Raw genomic sequence first — 24,818 nt, 5'->3', positions numbered from 1 at the left:
GCACGATGCTATTTGCCTTTTTTCTTTCTCTCTTTAGGGTTTTGAGAATCCTCAAAGTTTAATTCTGTTCCAGAGTCTTGATCATAGCCATTGTCAGCTAAGTATTCTTTTACAGAAAGAGAAACTTTTTTATGATCTGGATCAAGTTTGATTACTTTTGCAGAAATAGTTTCTCCAATAGAGATGATATCTTCAATTTTTGCAAATGGCTTTTCAGAAAGTTCTGAAACATGAATTAACCCTTCAATACCATTTTGTAGTTCAACAAAGGCCCCGAAGGCAGTGATTTTAGTAACAACTCCTGAAATTACTGTGCCAGCAGGAAACATAGCTTCAATTTCATTCCAAGGATTCGAACTTAATTGTTTTACTCCTAAAGTAATTTTTTTGCTTTCCTTGTCTACGGATAGAATAACTGCTTCTACAGAACTTCCTTTCTTGAAAAGTTCTGAAGGGTGAGAAACTTTTTTAATCCAGCTCATATCGGAAATATGAATTAAGCCTTCAATGCCTGGCTCTAATTCAACAAAAGCACCATAGTTGGTTAGATTTTTGATTTCTGCATTTACGTGGAGACCAATAGGATACTTTTCTTCAATATTATCCCAGGGATTGTGTTCAGTTTGTTTTAGTCCTAACGAAATCTTTCCTTCCTCTTTTTGGATCGATAAAACAATAGCTTCAACTTCATCACCTTTGTTTACAACTTCACTAGGATCTACGATGTTTTTTACCCAAGACATTTCAGATACGTGAATAAGGCCTTCAATTCCTTCTTCGATTTCAATGAAAGCTCCGTAAGGAAGAAGTTTGACAATTTTACCAACTACACGTTTTCCTGGAGGGTATTTTTTCTCTATATCTTCCCAAGGATTATGCTCTTTTTGTTTTAGACCTAGAGCAACTCGTCCCTTTTCTTTGTCTACACTAAGAATAATAACTTCTAGTTCTTGATTTAATTCGACCATTTCAGATGGATGGCGTATGCGTTTCCAAGTCATATCAGTAATATGAAGAAGACCATCTATGCCATCAAGATCTAGGAATACACCAAAGTCAGTGATATTCTTAACAATACCTTTGCGGTACTCTCCAATTGAAATCTGTTCGATGAGTTCTGCTTTTTTAGAGATTCTTTCGGCTTCCAGTAGTTCTCTTCTTGACACAACAACATTGCGACGTTCAACATTAATTTTTAAAATCTTAAACTCGCAGACTTTGCCCACGTAATCATCTAGATTTTTAATTTTTTTATTGTCAATTTGCGAGCCAGGTAGGAAAGCTTCCATTCCAATATCGACAATAAGGCCACCTTTGACTTTACGTGTAATTTGACCTTTAACAATAGAACCTTCTTCACAATGAGCTAGGATATATTCCCACTGACGTTGTCGCGTGGCTTTCTCTCTAGATAAGACAACTTTGCCTTCTTCATCTTCAGCTTGGTCTAAATAAACTTCTACTTCGGCTCCAAGTGCTAAACCTTCAGAAGAATCTATGAACTCGGACATAGGGATAACTCCCTCCGACTTAAGACCGACATCAACGACAACAAAATCTTTATTAATATCAACTACAGTACCTTTTAGGATCGCGCCAGGCTGTATTTCATTATCGAATTCTTCTTCGCTCGAAATAATTCTGTGTGCCGTATAAAGCAAATCTTTAAATTCGGCAACGTCTTCTGTGAGGCATTCTATATTGTCCAGAATTTTTTTAGACCCCCAAGTATATTCAGCTTGTTTTGGCATTTATTGCTATTCTCCTAAAAACTACAAAGTCAAAAAAGACAGTGTAAATATAAACCTTAAAAAAGGCAAGATCTCCCTTCCACGAGATGATTAGTTCTATAATAATCAAATTTAATCGTAAAATTCTATGGTTTCGTTCAATAGATGTAAAAGGATCAATGTTTGATTTTTTATACTATCATTGTGACGAATATCTTTTAAGCATTCTGGAAAGACAGGTTGTGCTAATTTTTAAAGGGATCATGCCTCCATTTTCTTTAGCTTTCGTAATTCATACTTAGAGAATTTTATTGCATATTAGAGATCAAAGGCATCAAACTGTAGTTTCCAAGTGAGGGGCATGAGAACCTTATTTTTATGCCTTATTAATTTTGATTTTATGGATAAAAGGCTTTCTGAGTGAATATCGAGCGAATAGCCTGTCTAATTCAGAAGATTTCAAGCTTTTGCCTTAAATCTAAATAAGTTAAAACTAGATAAGAGCTGTTTAAAAGCAAGATATTTTTATCTTTAGATTGATGCATAGATTCTATGTTGCTCATTGCTGCAGTTTGAATTAGGCCTTTTTTCTTTAGTTCTAAGTGAGGAAGAGTGTCTCAATTTTCTAAAATTAGGTGAGGAAGTTATCAATGGTTCATTCTCGATTAATTATAATTGGTTCAGGTCCTGCTGGATATACAGCGGCAATTTATGCTGGAAGAGCGCTTTTAAATCCTTTTTTATTTGAAGGTTTTTTTTCCGGCATTGCTGGTGGACAACTTATGACCACAACAGAGGTCGAGAATTTTCCTGGATTTCCTGAAGGAATTCTTGGACCTAAACTTATGGATAACATGAAAGAGCAAGCTGTCCGGTTTGGAACTAAGACATTTGCTGAGGATATACTTTCTTTAGACTTGTCTAATCGTCCTTTTATTTTAAGATCCAAGGAAGCGACTTACTCTTGTGATGCGTGTATTATAGCTACAGGAGCCTCTGCTAAGCGTTTGAACATTCCTGGAGCTGGAGACAATGAGTTTTGGCAAAAAGGCGTGACTGCTTGTGCTGTTTGTGATGGGGCTTCTCCTATTTTTAAAAATAAAGATCTTTATGTAATTGGAGGAGGGGATTCTGCTTTAGAAGAAGCTACTTACCTAACACGTTACGGAAGACATGTATATATAGTGCATCGTAGAGACGCTTTACGAGCATCTAAAACTATGGAGACCAAGGCTCGTCAAAATGAAAAAATTACATTTTTATGGAACAGTGAAATTATAAAAATTTCAGGAGATACTATTGTTCGTTCCGTAGATATTAAAAATAATGCTACCCAAGAGGTAACTACTAGAGAAGCTGGCGGAGTATTTTTTGCTATAGGACATAAGCCTAATACTGATTTTCTTGAAGGACAATTAGCTCTCGATGAGTTAGGTTATATTGTGACTGAGAAAGGAACATCTAAAACTTCGGTTCCTGGAATATTTGCTGCAGGAGATGTTCAGGATAAGTATTATCGTCAAGCGGTTACTTCTGCTGGAAGTGGTTGTATAGCAGCATTGGATGCAGAAAGATTTTTAGGCTAGCGCAATTGCAGTCGCTACGGCATATTGTTTACAGTGGCTTATAGAGAGAATAACTTTTGTAATTCCGATTTCTGCATATACCCGAAGAGGAAGAGCAACTTCTGGTCTTTGGCCTATTATAAAAATTTCAATGTCTTTCCAAGCAACGACACCCCCTATTCCGGTTCCTAAAGCTTTTGCTACAGCTTCTTTCCCAGCAAAACGACCTGCAAGTGAGGGTACGGGATCCGTTTTTTGTAAACAATAGGTCTGTTCTCTTTCAGTAAAGATTCTATTAAGAAGTCGTTTGCCATGTACTGAGAGGGCGTTGCGAATTCGACTAATTTCAATAATATCGGTTCCTGTATGAATGATTGTCATAAAGTTAAGGCTGATTTTCCTAAGGACTCTTAATTAAATTATCTTGTAATTTTGAGAAGTAACCGATAGCTGTTTTTATGAGAGCATAACCAATCGTAGCTCGAATAATAAATAACCCATAAATATTGCTAATATAGCGACGAAGAATTAAGGAAAAAACAATCATAGTGATCATGATCAGAAACCTTTTAGAGCAAAAACTCTGTTTTATATACGAGATTACTGTAGTTTTTTTTGCAAAAAATTCAGAAGACAAAATGAGTTGTTTTTCTACCGTCCTTCTTAAGAGGTAGTGATATTTCAACAATGCCAATCCCCAAGAAATCATGGCAATGGGACAATAAATTAGAAAAGAAGAGGTAGGATCAAGAACGGTTGTCGCAGCTTTTAATAACAACTTTATTCCCGCTATCATCCATAAAATACCCGGAAATAATATCAAGAAATATTTGATGTTTCTCGTCATAGTGAGTTACACTTATTTTCAAATGGTTTATTTTACTTGAATTGTGGATTTTTTTCTATTTGGTATTAAGATATGCAAGATGTGATTGCTGTAATTCATTGGGATTGCTCAAAAATTTTATGGTCTTCAGAACAATGGCCTATAAGATTGACTTGGTACGGTTTATTTTTTACTACCGGGATTTTTTTATCCTGCCTTTTAGGAGGATATTTGGCTCTTTCTTATTATGGTTTACAAGATCGTTTGAGTTTTTCGAAAAATCAGCTCCGGAATGCTTTAGAATACTTTTGCTTATATTCTATTTTATTTATTGTTTCTGGAGCTAGGCTTGCCTATGTGGTTTTTTATGGATGGCATTTTTATTTGGAACACCCTCAAGAGATCGTCAAAATATGGCATGGGGGATTGTCTAGTCATGGAGGGATTCTTGGTTTTATTCTTTGGGCTGCTGTTTTTCCCAAAATATACAAAAGAAAGGTTTCGAAGTTGACCTTTTTATTTCTTACAGACTTATGTGGATCTGTATTTGGGATTGCTGCTTTTTTTATTCGTCTAGGAAATTTTTGGAATCAAGAAATTGTAGGAACACCGACATCTTTGCCTTGGGGGGTAGTTTTTTCTGATCCTATGCAAGGAGTTATAGGGATTCCTGTCCATCCCGTACAGCTTTATGAAGGCATAAGTTACTTGGTGTTTTCTGGAGTTTTGTATTTCCTTTCTTATAAACGCTATTTAAAGTTAGGGAGAGGATATGTAACTGCTATAGTTTGTATAGGTGTTGCCTTACTTCGTTTTTTTGCAGAGTATGTAAAAAGCTATCAAGGGAAAGTTTTGGGAGAAGATTGCTTACTTACAATTGGTCAGGTTTTATCTATACCTTTATTTGGGTTTGGTGTGATTTTATTAATAGTTTGTTGGATGAAAGCTCGACAGCACTACACAACCATTTAGTTAGTAGTAGTACCTTTTGAACTTAAAATTTGGCGTTTTATAGTAAGTTAAAATAAAGTGCGCTCTATTCAGTAATTCTCCTGTGGGAGATAATATGGATTTATGATATTTTGAATCCTTAAGTTTAATTTTTAGAGTTTATCAGATGAATAAACGTACTTTGCTTTTTGTTTCTTTAGTCGGAATCGCTTTTGTAGGATGCCAAATCTTTTTTGGCTACAATGAATTCCGTTCTTGCAAAAACTTAGCTGAAAAACAACGTAGGATTTCAGAACAGACATTATCCGCCGTAGAATCTGTAGGGTTAAGTGTAACTTCATGGGATAAAACTCTAGATAGTGAAGCGGGAAAAAATAACTACGCTGTTCGTGTTGGAAATAGTTTATTTTTATTACACAATGGAGACCCTGTTCAGGGAATCTATTCTTCTGGGGAACCTTGGAGTTTTGTAGACCAGGTTCATACTTGCGATAACATTTATGTGGCTTTATATCATCAACAGGGATCCTTCGGTAGTCATGCCGATGTTGGAAAAGTTTTTCTTCCTACCAATGTTAAAGGTTTACCTGTACTAGTTGTTGAATTTCGCAATCAGGAAGAGCCCCTAGTATTTTTAGGGGAGTATGCTGACGGGAAAATTTTTAATAAAGACAGTACTATTTTTGGCACATCACTTGTTTTTTGGAAATCGGGAAACGAGTATCTTCCTTTAGGTCTTTATGATTCGCGACAAGAAAAACTAATCTCTCTAGACCTTCCTACCACACGAGCTGTAATCTTTGATGATCAAGATTTTATAACATCTTCAAATTCTTCGAATCATTATGTTTTGTTTAATCAGTACATGCAGATTGTAGTTTCTCAAGAAAGTGGTTCTATAGAAGGTATTAATTTACCTTTTGTCTCAACAAGTGATAAGAGCATTGTTAACGAAATTGGTTTTGATAGAGAATTGGCTTCAGGTAATTCTCCTGAAGCTTTTTTCCCAGGAGTCATTTCAAAACTTCCTGACGGTTCCCAAGAGAAAAATTCTATTGGAGGATACTATCCCTTATTACGTAGAGGGCTATTGAATGATCCTAAGAAATTAACTCCTATGGAATATCATGCATTGAATGTAGTCTCAGGGAGAGAATTAGCAACTCCTCTAGCTCTGGGATATCGAATTCTTTCCTATACCTCTAACCTAATTCATTTGGAAAGCTTAGATGGATCTCTGCAAAAGGTTTATAAACTTCCAGAGAATCCTGAAGAAAAGCCTTATGTTTTTGAAACTGTAGTTACTTTAACAAAGGAAGTTGAGGATCTATGGATTACTTCAGGTATTCCTGAAGTAGAAATCATGTCAAATGCTTCTGTTCCAACAATTAAATACAGAACTATCAAGAAAAATAAAGGATCTTTGGATAAAGTCAAACTTCCAAAAGTAAAAGAACCTTTAGCTTTGCGTCGGGGTATTTATCCGCAATGGATTTTAAATTCGAATGGATATTTTGGTATTATTTTGACTCCAACCTCAGAGATTTCTTCTGGTTATGGGTCGCTTTGTATTCCAGGAAATACTGTGCCGACAAGGTTGTCTGCTATTTCTCCTAAAAATCAAGCGTACCCAGCATCAAAATATCCTGGGTACGAATCTCTACTTCCTTTACCAAAAGCTCCTGGAACATATCAATTTTTAATTTATGCTGGCCCTTTAGCAGAGCCTACGCTTAAAGTTTTAGATAAGACAATCACTTTAGAGACAGGAGAAAATCCCGAGTACCTTGAGAGTATTTCTTTCCGTGGAATTTTTGCGTTTATCACAGCTCCTTTTGCTGCACTGTTATTTATTATTATGAAATTCTTTAATTTGATTACGAATTCCTGGGGAATTTCTATTATTTTACTAACGGTATTTTTGAAATTATTACTTTATCCTTTAAATGCATGGTCTATACGTTCTATGCGACGTATGCAAATACTATCTCCTTATATTCAGGAAATTCAGAAAAAATATAAGAATGAGCCTAAACGAGCTCAAATGGAAATCATGGGTTTATATAAGACAAATAAAGTGAACCCTATTACAGGGTGTTTGCCTTTGTTAATACAACTTCCTTTCTTAATAGCCATGTTTGATTTATTAAAGTCATCTTTCTTATTAAGAGGAGCTTCATTTATTCCTGGATGGATTGATAATTTAACAGCTCCTGATGTTTTATTTTCTTGGGAGAGATCACTATGGTTTATTGGAAATCAGTTTCATCTACTCCCTATTTTACTAGGGATAGTTATGTTCTTACAACAGAAGGTAACTAGTTTACATAATAAAAAAGGTCCTATTACAGATCAGCAGCGCCAGCAGCAAACTATGGGCAATATGATGGCTATTTTATTTACTGCAATGTTTTATAATTTCCCTTCGGGCTTAAATATTTATTGGCTTTCCTCTATGCTTTTAGGAGTTGTTCAGCAGTGGGTAACTAATAAGATATTGGATAGCAAACATCTTAAAAATGAAGTAGTTTTAAATAATAAAAAACATCGATAATACTGAAAAAAAAATCGGATTGTCTTAATACAGACTTATTGAAACAAGCGATTTATATGAGCTCATAGTTATGCGAGCATGGGAAGAATTTCTTTTGTTACAAGAAAAAGAAATTGGCACAAATACTGTAGACAAGTGGTTGCGATCATTAAAGGTCTTGTGTTTTGACGCTTGCAATTTGTATCTTGAAGCTCAAGATTCTTTTCAGGTTACTTGGTTTGAGGAACATATAAGGCATAAGGTTAAAACTAGTCTTGTAAATAATAATAATAAACCTATTCGGGTTCATGTTTCTTCCATAGATAAAACAGCCCCTTTTTATAAGGAAAAGCAATTACAGCAAGATAAAACAGCATACTTCACTATGCATTATGGAAGTGTCAACCCAGAAATGACCTTTTCTAATTTTTTAGTTACTCCTGAAAATGATCTTCCTTTTCGAGTTTTACAAGAATTTACAAAAAATTCAGAAGAACATGGAAGAGCTCCTTTTAATCCGATTTATCTTTTTGGTTCTGAAGGGGCCGGAAAAACTCACCTAATGCAGGCTGCTGTAAGTAGTCTTCGGGATTCTGGAGGGAAAATATTGTATGTTTCCTCGGATTTATTTACAGAGCACTTGGTTTCTGCTATTCGCTCTGGAGAAATGCAGAAATTCCGGTCTTTTTATCGTAATATTGATGCTTTATTCATTGAAGATATAGAAGTGTTTTCAGGAAAGTCAGCAACCCAAGAAGAGTTTTTCCATACATTCAATTCTCTCCATTCTGAACAGAAGTTGATAGTAATATCTTCATCTTGTGCTCCTGCGGAGCTTAAAGCTGTTGAGGATAGATTAATTAGTAGATTTGAATGGGGAATTGCTATTCCGATTCATCCTTTGATTCAGGAGGGACTTCGAAATTTTTTAATGCGCCAGGTAGAGCGTTTATCTATTCGCATTCAAGAAACTGCATTAGATTTTTTAATTTATACACTATCTTCAAATCTAAAAACTCTATTACATGCGCTTAATCTTTTGGCAAAGAGAGTAATATATAAAAAGCTATCACAGCAGTTGCTATATGAAGATGATATTAAGGTTCTTTTAAAAGATGTGCTGGAAGCTGCAGGGAGTGTTCGTTTAACTCCTTTAAAGATTATTCGTAATATTGCTCAATATTATGGGGTTTCCCAAGAAAGTATTTTGGGACGCTCGCAATCACGAGAATATGTGCTTCCTCGTCAGTTAGCGATGTACTTTTGTCGTCAAAAACTCTCATTATCCTATGTGAGAATAGGTGATGTTTTTTCTAGGGATCATTCTACAGTAATCTCTTCAATTCGATTGATTGAGCAGAAAATAGAAGAAAATAACCAAGATATTCTGATGGCTATTCAAGACATTTCTAAAAATTTAAATTCCTTTCATAAAAGCTTGGAATTTTTCCCAGATGAGGAAGTGAAGATCTAGTTATTTTAATAAAAGCTCTATCTTGTTTGATTCTTTGAATAGATAAAGCTTTTACTAGTTTCAGATCTTATCTAGATTTTTTAAACTATTTTCACGTGATTTGCTTTAAATTCTCTAAAGTGCTTCACAATAAAAACAACAGCAGCAATTGCAAGTAGTATCTGTAGACCAAGAACAATACCAACTCCTAAGCCCAGAGGGACTCCGCTTACAATGATTAGTCCTAGAGTTGTTAGGGAGGCGAGAAGGATCCCTAGACTTATTAGGATAGGTTTACAAAATTTCCATGAACAGTACCGATTTTTTAGTTGTTGTGCTTTACTACCGGAACCTACTGTGCTTGCTTGCGTATTTGTTGTTTGTTCTGGAGACTCAACAGGATTTGTGGTTGATGGTATATTTACTGAAGCCATTTCCCCTCCTAAATAAAAAAACTAACAAATTTTATTTTTTTGTACTCTTATTGTCAAGATTGTTTTTATTAAAAGATTTAATAAATTTTTTAATAATAAATTAATTCTCTCTATATTTTTAATTTTTAATTAAAAATAGTTTTTGATGTATTGTTTTTTATTGTTTTTGCCGTGGTACTTTTTTTTTTTTCAATTTTTGCATATGGGTGATTCTAAAGCGTGTTTAAGATGGTTGTAGGGTGGAAGATTTTTTGAGTTTTGATAAGAATGAAGTCAGTGTTGATTCTATGAAAAGAGCTATCCTAGATCGACTATACTTAGGTGTTGTACAATCTCCAGAATCAGCATCTCCTCGAGATATCTTTACCGCGGTTGCAAAAACTGTTATGGAGTGGCTCGCAAAAGGTTGGTTGAAAACTCAAAATGGCTACTATAAAAATGATGTGAAGAGAGTTTACTACCTTTCTATGGAATTCCTTTTGGGAAGAAGTTTGAAAAGTAATCTTCTCAATTTAGGCATTCTGGACTTAGTCAGGAAGGCACTAAAAACTTTAAACTATGATTTCGATCATCTTATAGATATGGAAGCCGATGCAGGATTGGGGAATGGAGGTTTAGGAAGACTAGCAGCTTGTTATCTAGATTCTATGGCAACATTAGCAGTGCCCGCCTATGGCTATGGTATACGTTATGATTATGGTATTTTTGATCAGAGAATAGTAAATGGCTATCAGGAAGAGGCACCTGATGAATGGCTGCGTTATGGAAACCCTTGGGAAATCTGTCGAGGAGAGTACCTTTATCCTGTGCGCTTTTATGGAAGAGTAATCCATTATATAGATGCTCGTGGAAAAGCAATATCAGATCTTGTCGATACACAAGAAGTATTAGCAATGGCCTATGATATTCCTATTCCTGGTTATGGTAATGAAACTGTAAACTCTCTGAGGTTATGGCAGGCACAATCTCCTCGTGGTTTTGACTTTAGCTATTTTAATCATGGGAATTATATTCAGGCTATTGAGGATATCGCTTTAATAGAAAACATCTCTCGAGTTCTTTATCCTAATGATTCCATTACGGAAGGACAGGAACTACGTCTCAAACAAGAATATTTTCTAGTTTCTGCAACTATTCAAGATATTATCCGTAGGTATACTAAAACTCATATTTCTTTAGACGATCTGGCGGATAAAGTTGTAGTTCAGTTAAACGATACGCACCCTGCTTTAGGGATTGCTGAAATGATGCATATTTTAGTAGATAGGGAAGAGATGCCTTGGGATAAGGCATGGGAAATGACAATAACGATATTTAATTATACTAATCATACGATTCTTCCAGAAGCCTTGGAAAGATGGCCGATGGATTTATTTTCTAAGTTATTGCCTCGCCATCTAGAGATTATCTATGAGATAAATGCTCGCTGGTTAGAAAAAGTGAGCTCCCGTTATCCTAAAAATGATGATAAGCGTCGATCTTTATCAATTATTGAAGAAGGGAGCCAAAAATATATTAATATGGCTAACCTAGCTGTAATTGGCTCTGCTAAGGTCAATGGAGTTTCATCGTTCCATTCTCAATTGATCAAAGACACGTTGTTTAAAGAATCTTATGAGTTTTTCCCTGAAAAGTTTATTAACGTCACAAATGGAGTGACTCCAAGACGATGGATTGCCTTATGTAATCCTCGTTTGAGTAAGCTTTTGAATGAAACTATTGGTGATCGATATATCGTAGACCTTTCTCAAATTTCATTAATACGCTCTTTTGCTGAAGATAGTAGCTTCCGCGATCATTGGAAAGAGGTAAAGTTAAAAAACAAGCAAGATCTAGCAACTAGAATTTATAGAGAAGTTGGGGAAGTTATAGACCCGAATTCTCTCTTTGATTGTCATATTAAACGTATTCATGAGTATAAACGACAATTGATGAACATCCTTCGGGTAATCTATCTGTATAATAGTTTGAAAGAAAATCCTAATCAATCTGAGGTTCCTACGACAGTAATTTTTTCAGGTAAGGCAGCTCCTGGTTATGTCATGGCTAAACTAATTATTAAACTAATTAATAGTGTTGCAGACACTGTGAATCAAGATTCTCAAGTGAAAGATAAACTTAAAATTCTCTTTTTACCTAATTATCAAGTTTCTATGGCTGAGAGTATTATACCGGGAACAGATCTTTCAGAACAGATTTCTACAGCTGGAATGGAGGCTTCAGGAACGGGCAACATGAAATTTGCTTTGAATGGGGCATTAACTATAGGGACTATGGATGGTGCAAATATAGAAATGGCCGAACACATTGGAAAAGAAAACATGTTTATTTTTGGCCTTCTTGAAAAAGAAATTGTAGAGTTACGTCGAGAATACTATCCACAGGGGATCTGTGATAGGAATCCTAAAATTCGCCGTGTTCTAGATTTACTCGATCAGGGATTTTTCAATGGCAATGATAAAGATTTATTTAAGCCTATAGTACGTCGCCTACTACATGAGGGTGATCCCTTCTTTGTCTTGGCGGATTTAGAATCTTACATTATTGCCCATGAAAGTGCTGCTAAACTCTTCACAGAATCGAATTTATGGACCAAAACTTCTATTTATAATACTGCTGGAATGGGTTTTTTCTCTAGTGACAGGGCAATTCAAGATTACGCGAAGAACATTTGGCATGTTCCTACAAAATCTTGTTCTGGAGAAGAAATTTAAGAAAATTAGATAGCGTTTTAAATCTTTTAGAGCTCTCGGAGCTTTTTTTATGTAACAAATGAGCTCCATCTTTCTTAAAACATACTTAGTTTAACAATAAAACTGCTGGTGCTTCTAAGATTTTTTGTAGCCGTTTCATAAACATTGCAGCCGGATAACCATCTATTACTCTATGATCTACAGATAAGGTGAGTATACAGGTAGATCCTATAGTAATTTCTCCATTAAGCACAAGTGCTTGTTCTATAACGCTTCCTACAGCAAGGATAGCCGCTTGAGGGGGATTTATAATAGCTGTAAATTCAGTAATTCCTGTCATTCCTAAGTTAGAGACGCAAAAAGATCCCCCTTTATACTCAGTTTCTTCAAGAGACTGATTTTTGGCTTTGACTGCTAAACTCTTAATTTCTGCTGAAATCATACCAAGGTTTTTGCGGTCTGCACAGCGTATAATTGGAGTAATAATTCCATCCGGAATAGCTACAGCTACAGAAATATCAATAGTTTCGAAGCGGACAATTTTATTATCAAAACTGTTGAAGCCAGAATTAATTGAGGGAAACTCTTTAAGTGCTAAAGCACAAGCACGTACGATGCAGTCATTAATAGAAACTTTGATTCCCTGAAGTTGTAATTCTTTAAGCAGGTTAAGAAGGGGCGATGCGTACACTTGTTGTTTTATATAGAAGTGAGGAATAGAGACTTTAGCAGCCTGTAAACGTGAGGCAATAACTTCACGAATTGGGGACAGGTTTTCCTCATGATAAGACCCTGGAGGGACTTCTGGAGCTTCAGGATAACCAAATCCGGCAATGCTTTTAGAAGGAGCTTTATCTAGATCTTTTTTTACTATGCGTCCTCCAGGACCGCTTCCTTGAAGTGAAGAAACATCTAGATTTTTTTCTTTTGCTAACTGCCTGGCTAATGGAGATAGATTGCTAGTAATATCTGGACGTTTCAAAATTAAGGGAGAGGATAGAGGAGGCTCGGGCTTGAAGGAAACAGAAGTAAATGTGACAGGTGTGGCTTTCGTAGTTGATGAAAGAGGCTCTTCTTGAGGGGTGTTTTCAGGAGGGAGCTTTAACTTAGAGGATTCCGTCTTAGGAAGGAGTTCGTCTAGGGTAAATGGCTCATTAGATTCTGTGGAGAGTACTGCAATAGGGGTGCCTATAGTTATTTTATTCCCTTCATGACATAGAATTTCACGAAGCCAGCCATCCTCATTAGCTGTATGTTCTAAAACAGCTTTATCCGTAGAAATTTCGAGAATAACGTCTCCAAAATGCACCTGATCATTATTTTTTTTGTGCCATTTCACTATGGTACCCACTTCCATAGTTGGAGAAAGCTTTGGCATTTTCAATAAGGAGATCACAAACTTACCTCATAACTTTTTCAATGGTGTCTAAGATTCGGTTAATATTTGGCAGAGTGGCTTGCTCTAAGACTTTACTATAAGGCATAGGAGTTTCTTTCTGACATATTCTTAAAGGCGCAGTATCAAGATAATCAAAGGCATATTCAGTAATCGTTGCAATAATTTCAGCAGAGATCCCAGAGAAATAATGCCCTTCTTCAATGACAATACAACGTGAAGTTTTTTGTATCGAAGATAAAATAGAGGATAAATCTAAAGGCTTAATTGTTCTTAGGTCGATAATTTCTATAGATAAACCCCAACGTTTTTTTGCTAAAGAGCAGGCTTGTTGAGTAATAGAAACCATACGGCTATAAGTAATAATAGTAAGATCTTTTCCTTCTTGAACTAGACGTGCCTTTCCAATAGGAACCAGGTATTCTTGAGTCGGGACTTCTCCTTTCAAGTTATACTCTAGCTCGTTTTCTAAAAAAAGAACTGGGTTATTATTTCTGATTGCTGATTTTAGTAAGCCTTTAGCATCTTGGGGAGTTGAAGGCGCTATAATAATCAGACCAGGAATATTAGCATATAACGCTTCTACACAATGAGAATGCTGGCATGAAACTTGAGCTGCAGCACCATTAGGACCGCGGAAAACTATAGGAACAGAAAATTTTCCTCCAGTCATATAATGCATTTTAGCAGCATGCGAGATAATTTGATCTGCAGCAACAAAAGAAAAATTCCAGCTCATAAATTCTATGATAGGACGAAGGCCTAACATTGCAGCTCCTATGCCAATGCCTGAAAAGGCAGCCTCGCTAATAGGAGTGTCAATAACTCTCTTAGGACCCCATTTATCTAATAAGCCTTTGGTTACTTTATAAGCACCATTGTATTCACCAACCTCTTCACCAAGAATGCAGACATTAGAATCGCGAGTCATCTCTTCATCAATAGCTTCTCGGAGAGCTTCTCGAATTTCTAATGTTTTATATTTAGCCATAAACTCCTTCCTCTAATGTGGTGATGGATGGTTCTGGGGATAGTTTTGCTTTAGAAAATGCTTGTAAAACTTCAGCTTTACATTGTTTTCGTATGTTTTGAAATTCTTCTTCTGTTAGTACTCCTAGTTGAATTAGCCAGTTTTTAGCAAAGGTAATAGGGTCCTTTTTGAATAAACATTGCATCTCTTCTTTTGATCTGTACAAATTGGGATCTGATACAGAGTGTCCTCGAAATCGAGAGCAGAGACATTCAATTAACACTGGAGATTCTGTATCGAGCATATAGCGATAGGCCTCTCTAAACCCAACAAGAGAGTTGAATAAATCAAAACCATTAATCGTGAATGCGCGAATACCATAGGATGCTCCTTGTGACTCTGCTATTGGTTGTTTGGCTACAGCACGATTTAAAGATGTTCCCATGCCCCAACCATTATTTTCAATAATCAGCATAAGAGGAAGTTGGTGGAGAGAGACAAAATTTAAGGTTTCGTGGAATACTCCTTGAGCGACTGCACCGTCTCCGATAAAGGCCAGAGCAATCTTATTTTTTTCTTTTAGATATTTGATGGCGAAGGCAGCTCCAGCTGCAAGAGGAATTTGTCCTCCTACAATACCAAATCCTCCAGGAAAATTAGGTCCACACATATGCATAGATCCTCCACGACCTAGGGCACATCCTGTTTCTTTGCCTAGAAGTTCGGCAGCAATTTCTTCTAAAGGAACTTTAAGAAGAATAGCAAGGGCATGGCAGCGATAGGAAGAGAAGACCCATTGGTTGGATCCCGTATTTGCAATAGCAGCAGTGGCTACCGCTTCTTGACCAGTATAGGAGTGATAAAATCCACCAATCAATCCTTCCTGATAGGCTGTTTCTCCTTGACTTTCAAACTCACGAATCAGAATCATTTGCTTTAAAAATTGAGAACAGGTAGCAGGACCATAAATATCTATAATGTTTTCTACTAAGGGCTTTTCTGTATCCTGAGAAGCTATATTGTAGGGTGGTAAACTATCCATAAATTTTTTCTATGAGAGACGCTTCAGGAATGGTTTTTCACTCCATTATAGAGTCCTAGGGTTCAAAAGACAAGGGCTATTCCGAAGAAAAAGTAATTAAGTTTTTTTAAAAAATCGAAAAAATTTTACTATGTTTCTCTTGACGATTTAAAAAGAACAAGAAGGATTATGTCTTATGGATATCTATCGTAAAATTAATCGACATACTCAGTTTTACGTGGATTCGATAGATGGCGTAATGAAGCAGCCTGATCAAAGGCCGAGTGAAGATAAATCTAAGGAAAACGAAGAGCTAGAAGAAAAGCTTTTAAGCATAACAAAACGTATTGTTGCTTCTGCTCAACAATTTCAAAATCGTGAAACGACTTCTACAAACCATTATTTAAAGAAAACTCAATGGCTGCCATACAAAAATGAGGAACTTGAGCAAACCAAAGAACTTTTCGCTATGCTGACTTCAATCGATAAAAAAATAGCTCAGCTATTTTTTTATTCCCCTGTATGTGATAGCAAATGGGATGAGTTTACCAAAGTGATTCATGACTTAAAAGAAAGCAGTGGTTTAGGTGGTATTTTGCTCTATTGTGGATCATTTGAGCAACAGTGTGAGTACATTCGTTCGATTAATAAGAAATTAGACTTGCCGCTTCTTTTGGGAACTACTGTTGTAAATAGTTTACATTATTACTTAACCTATCGGAATATTTCTCTTGTAAATTATCAGAACATGAGTGATTTAGCTGAGGATTTAGGAAATTTATTAAAGCAATATGGGGTGGCTTTCACTTTGATTTTTAAAGAGATCATGCATATGGATTTGTTGAATTATTCTAAATTAGTTCAAGTCCTTAAGCATAGTGGAAATATTCAAGGGTGCATGTATGATAGTGATGTGCCTATAATGCCCGTTTCTTCATGTAGTCCTATTGCTCTAAGGTATAGTTTAGCAAATACAATTCGAGGGCTTGCTTTGCATGTTGATTTTTCTTCATTGAAATTCATCAGTCCATCGATATTTTCTGACATAGATTACACTGCGAAAGTTTTAAATTCTGGAGGGGAGTGTTTCATATTCACCAATCTTAATGAATTTAATTTCGGAATGAAAACCATTATTCAATTAGTGCGAACAGGAAAGATTAGCCCAGAAATTTTAAATAAAAAGATAATGAAAATGCTTATGATCAAAAGAAGATTAAGTTCTATATGTACTTACTAACTAGTATTAATAACTTTTTCATTGGGGAGCAAAAACAAAAAAACTAATTTTTATTTTATAAAGGAAAATTGTCATTAAGTCTCAGAAGAAGTGGCTAGACCGTTGAGCGCTAGCAGATCTTTTACCTGTCTCTCCAATTTACTTAATCGTTCTTCGGTTTTAGGAAGATTTCGAATCTTAGCTATTAGGCGGTGTGTCTCTTGATATGGTCGTGCAGGAGCTCCACCATAAATACCTGGAGAAGTAATAGATTTTGTGACTCCAGTTTGAGCAATCATGATGACATGATCAGCAATAGAAATATGGCCAGTAATACCTGTTTGACCTCCAATGATCACATGGTCACCAATTTTTGTGGATCCGGCAATACCAGCTTGAGCAACAATAATACTATGTTTTCCAACTTCAACGTGATGGGCTATTTGTACCTGATTATCAATTTTGGTTCCTTCATGAATAATAGTATTTTTAAATCTACCCCGATCAATAGTTGTGTTAGCTCCGATTTCGACATCATCACCTATAATAACATATCCTAAATGTTTTAACGGTTTATGATGGCCGAAAGCGTTTGTGATATAGCCAAACCCACAGGATCCTAGAACAGCTCCTGGTTGAAGAATTACACGGTTTCCTAAGACAACCCTTTCTCGAATTACAACCTTAGGATGAATTTGACAGTTACTACCTATAGTACTATAGGCGCCAATAAAGCTCCCAGCTCCAATATATGTTCCGAAGCCGATGCGAGCATACTGGCTAATAACAACATAAGGCTCTATTGTTACGTTTTCTTCGATACATACAGTGGGGTGAATCACCGCAGTAGGGTGTACACCAGAAAATCCTGATGTTGCCGGTTTTATAAAAAGTTCTATACATTTTTGAAAAGTTAGAGAAGGAGATTCATTAGTAATAAGAAAATTCTTCTTTAAGTCTATATGTTGTGAGGCTTGAGGCTTAGATAAAATAATTGCTCCAGCTTTCGTATTTTTTAAGAAGCTTGAGTATTTTTCATTATCTAGAAAAGTAATATGCCAAGCTTCAGCCTGGCTAATATCTTCAACACCAGAAATAGGAGTTTCTATATTTCCTTGAACTTCGACCTGTAATAGCTCAGCTAACTGTTTAAGAGTATAGACTGGTGCTTCAGACATAGAAAACTCCTTCAGCTTAGGTGATTAGTTTTGTTTTTTAAAAGATTCGTTGAGAATAGCAATAATTTCAGTAGTTTTATCTGAGTCAGGTGCAATGGCTAAGACAGCTTCTTCATTGAGGATAGCTTCTAATTTTTCCTTTAGTCGTACAGACTCTGCAGCAATTTTTACTTCCTGTATGAGTTTTTGAATGCGTTTAACATTACTTTGATTGATTGATTGGTAGTATTGAGACTGATATGCATTATACTCTCCAGAGAGATCTTCAAATTTTTTTCTTAGCTCTTCAGAGGCTGCCTCAGATAGGCTTTCCATGTAGTCTTCATCTTGCAGCTTATTATAGATAGAAGTTAGCTCCTCTTCTATTTTTTCAGCATTTTTTAAAAATTGCTGTTTCATAACTTCTAATTCTTCAGTTTCTTTTTTCCCTAGATCAGATTCTTCTAGGCAACGCTTCAAGTTAACATAGCCTAAATCGGCATGAACTGTAGTCATTGATCCTAGAAAAAGTAAAACTACAGAAGATAATAATTTTTTCATAAACACCTTCACTAACTTGGATATAGAACAAGGGTACCAAAAGCCTTTTCTGAAAACAACAAAGATTTCCGTTGCTGTATTCTCTCATTGGTATGTTAGAACATACCTCCTAAAGCAAAGAAAAAGCGTTGAGAAATATCGATTTTTTCTCCGTTCAGATTCTCCGTAGGACGGAAAGGCCATCCAAATCCTAACATAACAGGAACATTATTCATGACATCAAAGCGTAAACCAAATCCAGCACTACTGTATAAATCTTTTAAAGAGATTTTGTAGTTTTCAAGACCGACAAATCCTGAATCTAGGAACATAAAGGCACTAATATTAGGTTGTTTAATAAGGGGATATTGGAATTCTTCTGAAATTAAGAGGGAAGATAAACCTCCTTGAGGCTCTGTAGCAGAGTATTTTGGACCAATCATGAAAGATTTATAGCCTCGAACTGTAGTTTCTCCACCCAAGAAGAAACGCTCACTCATAGGAATTCCTTCACCTGTAGTATTGCTAAAGGGTTTAATAAATTGAGCTTCTCCTTTGATTTTTAAAACGCCTTTACGTGTAAGTTTTCTATATATAGAACTATTTAAAGAGAGTTTCGTAAAATGGTATGTACCCCCTAAACCAGAAACTTCAAAGGTAACACCACCACGAATTCCTGTAGTTGGATTTCTAGGACTGTCTACAGAGTCATAATTTAAGTTAACACCTGCAGCGGAGACAAAGCCTTTGTTGCTATCTAAATTTGGTCCTAAAAGAAACTTACGTTTTTCATGTAAACTTGTTTGACTGCCTCGATAAAATAAACCGTATTTAAGATGTTCATTTAAAATATATGTTGTACTGACGTTACCACCATATGTTTGAACGGCATAATCTTTAGATAAAGCTCTGTTAATCGATTTATCTAATTCAATTCCTAAAATCCAAGGGGTATTTAAAAAGTGAGGTTTAGTCCACTTCAAAGTGTAATCAGTGACTTTATCTCCAAAGTTTGCTTTTAAGAAGAGATGTTCACCACCACCTCTTAAACAGCGAAATCCTTTAGAAAACAAATTTCTAATTCCAAATAGATCGAAATTACTTTCAGAAAGTTCGATTCCCCCGAAGAGATTATCTAGAGAACTAAATCCTAAAAATAAGCCTATATTCCCAGTTGTTGTCTCCTTAACCTCGACAAAAATATCTCGGTATTGATCGGCATTACCCATAGGGTCAAGTTGAGAACGTACCGTATAGACGCTAACGCTCTGGAAGTAACCAGTATTCCTTAAACGTTGTTCAGTATCTTCTAGTTTTAAGCGATTGAATGTATCTCCTGGAAAGAGGCTTGTTTCGTGTAAAATGACATCAGATTTTGTATGAGTATTACCAGTAATTTTAATTAACCCGACCTTATAAGGAGATCCTTCACTTACCTCGTAGGTTACATCATAAATAGGACGATTTGTATGAGGAATGAAAAGAACATCAACATTAGTATTGATATAACCATATTTTGCATAAGTTTGTTTAATCTTATGAGCTCCATCCCATATTTTATCGGGACAATAAAGGTCATTAGGACCAACTTGTGTTTGTTTTTCTATAAGCCGTTTTGGTAGAACGTCAAATCCTTGAATATGGACGTGACCTAAGGTATATTGAGGTCCTTTATTGATGTCCATATAGAGAAGAATGTTTCCCTTACCATCGACCTCATAGTGAGAATCAATTGTAGCATCGGCATACCCACGGTTATGCAGGTAATTAGTAATTGCTAAACCATCTTGTTCAACAATATCTGGATGATATAGTCCAGCCCCAGTGAACCAACTTGTAGTCGTAGAGTGTTGTTTTGTTTGAATAAATTCTTGAATCTCTGATTTTTCTGTTCGTGAAATTCCTGAGAATTTGAGTTGCTTAATTTTCCCGCAAGGACCTTCTTTTATTTGAATTGAAATATCGATAAAACCCTTCTCTTGGTTATGCTCGAGGTTGTAATCTAAATTCGATTCAAAATATCCTCGCTTCAGATAATACGTTCTTAATTCATCAAGGCCTTTGAGAAATTTTTCTCTCTCAAAGAGATCGTTAGAATAAATTTGTAGTGTTTTAAGAATTTTATGTTCGGGAACTACTTGATTCCCCGAGATATTAATTTTTCGAATGGAAGGCTTAGCTATTAGGCGAAGTGCAATCGTAGTTTTTCCTTCGCAAAATTCTACTTTAGGATCGACAGCATCATATTCTTTAGCTAATGTTCTTAAGTCTTCGTCAAAATCCAATTGGGAAAAAAGGGCGCCACTTCTTGTTTTTAGTTTAGGTAGAGGGTGTTTATTTGAAGCATTTTCTCCTTCTGTTACGATTGTGATAGAGTCTACCACTACATGACCTTCTTTAACTTTTTCAGAAGAAAAAAGAATTAAAGGGGCTTGGATTAAAACTAAGATGGATAGTTGTAAGATAACTTTATTTCGCATGATGGGCATTCCAAAGACTCTTTCCTAGATAGAAAGCTTGTTTATCAGATAATGAAGTAAGCACAAAAATAGGGACAAAGAAGTTTTTTAACAAGACCTTACTAACTAGATTATTTTTGTATTTTTAAAGAAATTTCACCTGTATTCGATGTCTTTCTTGCTTTGCATTCCCTAGGCCTTTCTCATCTTTAGACTAGGGTTCCAATATTTGAGCAGATTTTTGTTTCTTTAGAAAGCTTAAAAGTCTCTCCTTGTAAGAAAACATAATCGATGTTACCACTGAAACAACTCTACTAATTACATAGTTTTAAGGCAAATTTGATGATTCATTACTTGCTAAAGAAAAATAAAAGTACTTGCCTTAGACTACAAGGATTTTTTTATTTTTAAAATTAGGCAGTTAATACGAGTGACGCCCAGAAAATGCTCTTGCTAGAGTTCCTGAATCTATGTAATCAAAAGATAGGCCTATAGGCATTCCTAGAGCTAAACGAGAAATAGATATAGAAAAATGTTCTAATTCTTGTTTTAGAAAAAGAGCTGTGGCGTCTCCTTCTAGTGTTGCATCAATGGCTAGGATAATTTCTTTGGGACAAAGAGATTCTATCTGAGCTTTTAAAAGCAAGAGTCGTTGGTTTTCTATTTGTTTTCCTGTAATTGGCGATAAAAGAGATCCGAGGACATAATAACGCCCTTTAAATACTTTGGAACGTTCTAAAAAAAAAACATCTTTTGGTGAAGCAACAATGCATAGACTCCCGTTGTCTCTTTCTTTTGTACAAAAGTGACAACTTGTCTCTGTAGATTCTTTTAGGGTAAAACATGAAGAACAGTAGCTACGATCATGGGCAACATCATGAAAAGCATCGCCTAATATTTTTAATTGCTCACTATCCCAAGAGAGTAAATCAAAAGCAAGTTTTTCTGCTGTTTTAAATCCAATGCCTGGAAGTTTTCTTAAAAAGAAAATTAATTTAGATAAGTAGTCAGGATATTTTATCATAGTGGTTTGAATTTTATTTTTGCATTCGAGCTTAGGGCTTAAATTAAGATTAGAGTATAAACTCTTTGAATAGTATACTAGCTTTTTTCTTTACTTGTGGTTGTCTGTGAATAAAAATAAAAAAGCAGCAATTTTGGCAACAGGTTCTTATCTACCTGAGAAAATTCTTTCAAATGCAGATTTAGAAAAAATGGTAGATACCTCTGATGAGTGGATCATGACGAGAACTGGGATCAAAGAACGGCGCATTGCTGGGCCTAAGGAGCATACTTCTTTTATGGGAGCTATGGCTGCTGAGAAAGCAATAGCAAGTGCTGGTTTAAGTAAGAATCAGATTGATTGTATTGTTTTCTCTACGGCAGCTCCTGATTATATTTTCCCATCAAGCGGAGCTCTTGCTCAAGCATATTTAGGTATTGAAGAGGTTCCTACATTTGATTGTCAAGCTGCGTGTACTGGTTTTTTATACGGCTTGTCTATAGCTAAGGCTTATGTAGAATCGGATATGTATCATCATGTATTGTTAATTGCTGCTGATAAGCTCTCTTCTTTTGTAGACTATACAGATCGTAATACCTGTGTTCTTTTTGGGGATGGGGGGGCGGCTTGTGTTGTTGGGAAAAGTCAGCCAGGATCTTTAGAGATTAATAAATTGTCCTTAGGTGCCGATGGTAAACTAGGAGAGTTATTGAGTCTTCCTGCTGGAGGAAGTCGTTGCCCTGCTTCTGAAGAGACTTTAAAATCCGGTAAACATTTTATTGCTATGGAGGGGAAAGAAATCTTTAAGCATGCTGTAAGACGTATGGAGGCTGCAGCTAAAAATTCAATCCTTTTGGCAGGCATTCAAGAAGAGGATATAGATTGGTTGGTGCCTCACCAAGCTAATGAAAGAATCATAGATGCTTTAGCTAAGCGTTTTGAAATTGATCAGACTAGAGTTTTTAAGAGTTTACATAAATATGGAAATACAGCCGCTTCATCTGTGGGTATTGCTTTGGATGAGTTAGTCCGTGAGGACTGTATAAAGCTTCATGATTATTTGCTTTTAGCAGCCTTTGGAGGCGGTTTATCCTGGGGCGCTGTAGTTTTAGAGCAAGTCTAACAAGGGCGATTTTTGATGAAAAAACGTTATGGTTTTTTGTTCCCGGGGCAAGGGAGCCAATATGTAGGCATGGGACAAGATTTATATGAGCAGTATCCTGAAGTTGCTGATCTTTTTGATTTTGCTAATGAGTCATTAGGATTTTCTATAACCTCAATCATGTTTAAAGGTCCTGAAGATCTTTTAATGGAAACAGTGCATAGCCAATTAGCTATTTATCTTCATAGTATGGCTGTAATTAAGATTTTATCTCAACGTTCTTCTATTGAACCCTCTTTGGTTGCTGGCCTAAGTTTAGGCGAGTATACTGCTTTAGCTGCTTCTAATAGAATTTCGATAATTGATGGACTTAGGCTTGTTAGAAAGCGAGGTCAGTTAATGAATGAGGCTTGTAAACAGAGTCCTGGAGCTATGGCCGCTTTATTAGGCTTGCCTTCCGAAGTTATAGAGGAAAATATAAAAAGTCTGGGCGAAGGGATTTGGATTGCTAATTATAATACACCAAACCAGCTTGTAGTCGCAGGAGTAGAAGAAAAAGTCGATGAGACGGTCCAATTGTTTCGTAATTTGGGCTGTAAAAAAGCAGTTCGCTTAAAAGTTTTTGGGGCATTTCATACTCCTTTAATGCAAACTGCTCAGGATGGTTTAGCTCCAGATATTTATGCTCTTTCTATTAAAGACTTAGATCTTCCTTTAGTATCACACGTTGTTGCTCGGTCTTTAGTAGATGCTGAAGAAATTCGTAGCTGTTTAACTCGTCAAACAACCTCGCCGACATTATGGTACCAGAGCTGTTATCATATGGAGCCAGAGGTGGATGAATTCTTAGAATTAGGTCCGGGTAGGGTCTTGTCTGGATTAAATCGCTCGATGGGGATTTCTAAGCGGATATCTAGTCTTGGTACTGTTGAGAACATTGAAAAATTTGTGTCAGAGGTATGATTTGTATGGACATAATGTTAACAGGGAAAAAAGCCATAATTACTGGAGGGTCTCGAGGAATTGGACTTGGCATAGCCAAGCTTTTTCTAGAGAGTGGATCTGATGTAGAAATTTGGGGATTGAATGAGGAGCGAGGTCAGGCTGTTTTGGATAGTTTGAAGGGCTTGCCTGGAAAAATTTCTTTTGCTCGTGTAGATGTAAGTCATTCTAGTGAAGTTAAGGAGTCTGTCCAAAAATTTTTAGAAAATCATAAGCAGCTAGATATTTTGGTAAATAACGCGGGGATTACCAGGGATAATCTACTTATGCGTATGTCTGAAAAAGATTGGCATTCCGTTATTAATACTAATTTAGATTCCTTATACTACACATGCTCATCGGTTATTCGTCATATGACGAAAGCACGTTCTGGATCTATTATAAATATAGCTTCTGTTGTTGCTAAGATAGGAAGTCCTGGACAGTCAAACTATGCAGCTGCTAAGGCTGGGATTATTGCTTTCACAAAGTCGTTAGCTAAAGAAGTAGCTGGAAGAAATGTGCGCGTGAATTGTATTGCTCCTGGTTTTATTGAAACTGATATGACAAATGTTTTGAATGATAATTTAAAATCGGAATGGCTCAAGATGATTCCTATGGGCAGAGCAGGAACTGCTGAAGATATTGCCCGTGCGGCATTATTTTTAGCCTCTCAGCTATCTAGTTATATCACTGCACAGACATTAGTTGTAGATGGAGGATTAACTTATTAAGACGATAAGAGAAAGCTTTTTGAAGACTTCTCTTTGGTAACTAATTAAGTA

At 35.9% G+C, this 24,818-nt stretch carries 20 protein-coding genes; 9 read left to right on the top strand and 11 right to left on the bottom strand.

Annotated elements, in window-relative coordinates; genetic code table 11:
* Positions 1–8: 8 nt before the first annotated feature.
* Positions 9–1,751 carry a 30S ribosomal protein S1 gene (gene rpsA / locus C834KP_RS01425; RefSeq protein ID WP_108896424.1) on the bottom strand — a complete coding sequence of 581 codons (1,743 nt, stop codon included), beginning with the start codon at positions 1,749–1,751 and terminating at the stop codon, positions 9–11.
* A gap of 629 nt (positions 1,752–2,380) precedes the next feature.
* On the opposite strand from rpsA, the gene trxB reads away from it, so the two are divergent.
* On the top strand, positions 2,381–3,316 hold the full coding sequence (trxB, locus tag C834KP_RS01415; protein WP_108896422.1) for a thioredoxin-disulfide reductase: 936 nt from the start codon (positions 2,381–2,383) through the stop codon (positions 3,314–3,316).
* Here trxB and acpS read toward each other — a convergent pair.
* Positions 3,308–3,676 carry a holo-ACP synthase gene (gene acpS / locus C834KP_RS01410; protein WP_108896421.1) on the bottom strand — a complete coding sequence of 123 codons (369 nt, stop codon included), beginning with the start codon at positions 3,674–3,676 and terminating at the stop codon, positions 3,308–3,310. The two genes, trxB and acpS, sit on opposite strands and share 9 nt — an antisense overlap.
* 19 nt (positions 3,677–3,695) lie before the next feature.
* Positions 3,696–4,142 (bottom strand): hypothetical protein, encoded by a 447-nt coding sequence (locus C834KP_RS01405; protein WP_108896420.1) that lies wholly within the window; start codon positions 4,140–4,142, stop codon positions 3,696–3,698.
* Positions 4,143–4,226: 84 nt separating this feature from the next.
* Between C834KP_RS01405 and C834KP_RS01400 the strand changes: the two genes are divergently transcribed.
* From C834KP_RS01400 to dnaA, 3 genes are all read left to right on the top strand, one after another.
* Positions 4,227–5,093, top strand: a complete 867-nt coding sequence (locus tag C834KP_RS01400) for a prolipoprotein diacylglyceryl transferase (protein WP_108897125.1) — start codon at positions 4,227–4,229, stop codon at positions 5,091–5,093.
* 145 nt (positions 5,094–5,238) lie between these two features.
* On the top strand, positions 5,239–7,626 hold the full coding sequence (yidC, locus tag C834KP_RS01395; protein ID WP_108896419.1) for a membrane protein insertase YidC: 2,388 nt from the start codon (positions 5,239–5,241) through the stop codon (positions 7,624–7,626).
* 70 nt (positions 7,627–7,696) lie between these two features.
* Entirely contained in the window at positions 7,697–9,079 is a 1,383-nt protein-coding gene (dnaA, locus tag C834KP_RS01390) for a chromosomal replication initiator protein DnaA (protein ID WP_108896418.1), read from the top strand.
* An 80-nt stretch (positions 9,080–9,159) separates the two neighbouring features.
* Here the strand turns inward: dnaA and C834KP_RS01385 are convergent, their stop codons facing one another.
* Positions 9,160–9,492, bottom strand: coding sequence for a hypothetical protein (locus C834KP_RS01385; protein WP_108896417.1), 333 nt, complete (start codon positions 9,490–9,492; stop codon positions 9,160–9,162).
* Between the two features lie 287 nt (positions 9,493–9,779).
* Here C834KP_RS01385 and C834KP_RS01380 point away from each other — a divergent pair, with 287 nt between their 5' ends.
* A complete protein-coding gene (locus C834KP_RS01380) occupies positions 9,780–12,206 on the top strand; it encodes a glycogen/starch/alpha-glucan phosphorylase (RefSeq protein ID WP_420808680.1) in 2,427 nt (808 codons plus the stop codon).
* An 85-nt stretch (positions 12,207–12,291) separates the two neighbouring features.
* Here C834KP_RS01380 and C834KP_RS01375 read toward each other — a convergent pair whose 3' ends face one another.
* From C834KP_RS01375 to pdhA, 3 genes are read right to left on the bottom strand one after another with little or no spacing between them, the layout of a single operon-like run.
* On the bottom strand, positions 12,292–13,581 hold the full coding sequence (locus C834KP_RS01375) for a pyruvate dehydrogenase complex dihydrolipoamide acetyltransferase (protein ID WP_108896415.1): 1,290 nt from the start codon (positions 13,579–13,581) through the stop codon (positions 12,292–12,294).
* A 4-nt stretch (positions 13,582–13,585) separates the two neighbouring features.
* Positions 13,586–14,572 carry an alpha-ketoacid dehydrogenase subunit beta gene (locus C834KP_RS01370; protein WP_108896414.1) on the bottom strand — a complete coding sequence of 329 codons (987 nt, stop codon included), beginning with the start codon at positions 14,570–14,572 and terminating at the stop codon, positions 13,586–13,588.
* Complete coding sequence (gene pdhA / locus C834KP_RS01365) at positions 14,565–15,593, bottom strand: pyruvate dehydrogenase (acetyl-transferring) E1 component subunit alpha (protein ID WP_108896413.1); 1,029 nt, start codon at positions 15,591–15,593, stop codon at positions 14,565–14,567. The genes C834KP_RS01370 and pdhA overlap by 8 nt, the downstream gene beginning before the upstream one ends.
* Positions 15,594–15,768: 175 nt before the next feature.
* Between pdhA and C834KP_RS01360 the strand changes: the two genes are divergently transcribed.
* Positions 15,769–16,812, top strand: a complete 1,044-nt coding sequence (locus tag C834KP_RS01360) for a hypothetical protein (RefSeq protein ID WP_108896412.1) — start codon at positions 15,769–15,771, stop codon at positions 16,810–16,812.
* Between the two features lie 74 nt (positions 16,813–16,886).
* On the opposite strand, the gene lpxD is transcribed toward C834KP_RS01360, so the two are convergent.
* The 4 genes from lpxD to recR all read right to left on the bottom strand — a co-directional run bounded on the left by lpxD (position 16,887) and on the right by recR (position 21,971).
* Positions 16,887–17,969 carry a UDP-3-O-(3-hydroxymyristoyl)glucosamine N-acyltransferase gene (lpxD, locus tag C834KP_RS01355; protein WP_108896411.1) on the bottom strand — a complete coding sequence of 361 codons (1,083 nt, stop codon included), beginning with the start codon at positions 17,967–17,969 and terminating at the stop codon, positions 16,887–16,889.
* A gap of 24 nt (positions 17,970–17,993) precedes the next feature.
* On the bottom strand, positions 17,994–18,509 hold the full coding sequence (locus C834KP_RS01350) for an OmpH family outer membrane protein (protein WP_108896410.1): 516 nt from the start codon (positions 18,507–18,509) through the stop codon (positions 17,994–17,996).
* Between the two features lie 95 nt (positions 18,510–18,604).
* Positions 18,605–20,977 carry an outer membrane protein assembly factor BamA gene (gene bamA / locus C834KP_RS01345; RefSeq protein WP_108896409.1) on the bottom strand — a complete coding sequence of 791 codons (2,373 nt, stop codon included), beginning with the start codon at positions 20,975–20,977 and terminating at the stop codon, positions 18,605–18,607.
* A gap of 391 nt (positions 20,978–21,368) precedes the next feature.
* Positions 21,369–21,971 (bottom strand): recombination mediator RecR, encoded by a 603-nt coding sequence (gene recR, locus C834KP_RS01340; protein WP_108896408.1) that lies wholly within the window; start codon positions 21,969–21,971, stop codon positions 21,369–21,371.
* 94 nt (positions 21,972–22,065) lie between these two features.
* Between recR and fabH the strand changes: the two genes are divergently transcribed.
* From fabH to fabG, 3 genes are read left to right on the top strand one after another with little or no spacing between them, the layout of a single operon-like run.
* The gene (gene fabH, locus C834KP_RS01335) at positions 22,066–23,073 is read left to right on the top strand and encodes a ketoacyl-ACP synthase III (protein ID WP_108896407.1); all 1,008 of its coding nucleotides are present in this window, start codon (positions 22,066–22,068) and stop codon (positions 23,071–23,073) included.
* A 15-nt stretch (positions 23,074–23,088) separates the two neighbouring features.
* Positions 23,089–24,015 (top strand): ACP S-malonyltransferase, encoded by a 927-nt coding sequence (fabD, locus tag C834KP_RS01330; protein WP_108896406.1) that lies wholly within the window; start codon positions 23,089–23,091, stop codon positions 24,013–24,015.
* Positions 24,016–24,020: 5 nt separating this feature from the next.
* Complete coding sequence (fabG, locus tag C834KP_RS01325) at positions 24,021–24,767, top strand: 3-oxoacyl-ACP reductase FabG (protein WP_108897124.1); 747 nt, start codon at positions 24,021–24,023, stop codon at positions 24,765–24,767.
* The last annotated feature ends 51 nt before the right edge of the window (positions 24,768–24,818 follow it).

The organism is Chlamydia serpentis (genome assembly GCF_900239945.1).
GTDB lineage: Bacteria > Chlamydiota > Chlamydiia > Chlamydiales > Chlamydiaceae > Chlamydia > Chlamydia serpentis.
This window is presented reverse-complemented; position numbering and strand designations above follow the sequence as displayed.

Excerpts from the sequence above, each read along its gene's own strand:
- bamA (WP_108896409.1), bottom strand. The coding sequence starts at position 20,977 with ATGCCCATCATGCGAAATAAAGTTATCTTACAACTATCCATCTTAGTT.
- dnaA (WP_108896418.1), top strand. The coding sequence starts at position 7,697 with ATGCGAGCATGGGAAGAATTTCTTTTGTTACAAGAAAAAGAAATTGGC.
- pdhA (WP_108896413.1), bottom strand. The coding sequence starts at position 15,593 with ATGGATAGTTTACCACCCTACAATATAGCTTCTCAGGATACAGAAAAG.
- yidC (WP_108896419.1), top strand. The coding sequence starts at position 5,239 with ATGAATAAACGTACTTTGCTTTTTGTTTCTTTAGTCGGAATCGCTTTT.
- fabD (WP_108896406.1), top strand. The coding sequence starts at position 23,089 with ATGAAAAAACGTTATGGTTTTTTGTTCCCGGGGCAAGGGAGCCAATAT.
- C834KP_RS01370 (WP_108896414.1), bottom strand. The coding sequence starts at position 14,572 with ATGGCTAAATATAAAACATTAGAAATTCGAGAAGCTCTCCGAGAAGCT.
- C834KP_RS01405 (WP_108896420.1), bottom strand. The coding sequence starts at position 4,142 with ATGACGAGAAACATCAAATATTTCTTGATATTATTTCCGGGTATTTTA.
- trxB (WP_108896422.1), top strand. The coding sequence starts at position 2,381 with ATGGTTCATTCTCGATTAATTATAATTGGTTCAGGTCCTGCTGGATAT.
- fabG (WP_108897124.1), top strand. The coding sequence starts at position 24,021 with ATGGACATAATGTTAACAGGGAAAAAAGCCATAATTACTGGAGGGTCT.
- rpsA (WP_108896424.1), bottom strand. The coding sequence starts at position 1,751 with ATGCCAAAACAAGCTGAATATACTTGGGGGTCTAAAAAAATTCTGGAC.
- C834KP_RS01385 (WP_108896417.1), bottom strand. The coding sequence starts at position 9,492 with ATGGCTTCAGTAAATATACCATCAACCACAAATCCTGTTGAGTCTCCA.
- acpS (WP_108896421.1), bottom strand. The coding sequence starts at position 3,676 with ATGACAATCATTCATACAGGAACCGATATTATTGAAATTAGTCGAATT.
- C834KP_RS01350 (WP_108896410.1), bottom strand. The coding sequence starts at position 18,509 with ATGAAAAAATTATTATCTTCTGTAGTTTTACTTTTTCTAGGATCAATG.
- recR (WP_108896408.1), bottom strand. The coding sequence starts at position 21,971 with ATGATAAAATATCCTGACTACTTATCTAAATTAATTTTCTTTTTAAGA.
- C834KP_RS01380 (WP_420808680.1), top strand. The coding sequence starts at position 9,780 with ATGAAAAGAGCTATCCTAGATCGACTATACTTAGGTGTTGTACAATCT.
- lpxD (WP_108896411.1), bottom strand. The coding sequence starts at position 17,969 with ATGTCTGAAGCACCAGTCTATACTCTTAAACAGTTAGCTGAGCTATTA.
- C834KP_RS01360 (WP_108896412.1), top strand. The coding sequence starts at position 15,769 with ATGGATATCTATCGTAAAATTAATCGACATACTCAGTTTTACGTGGAT.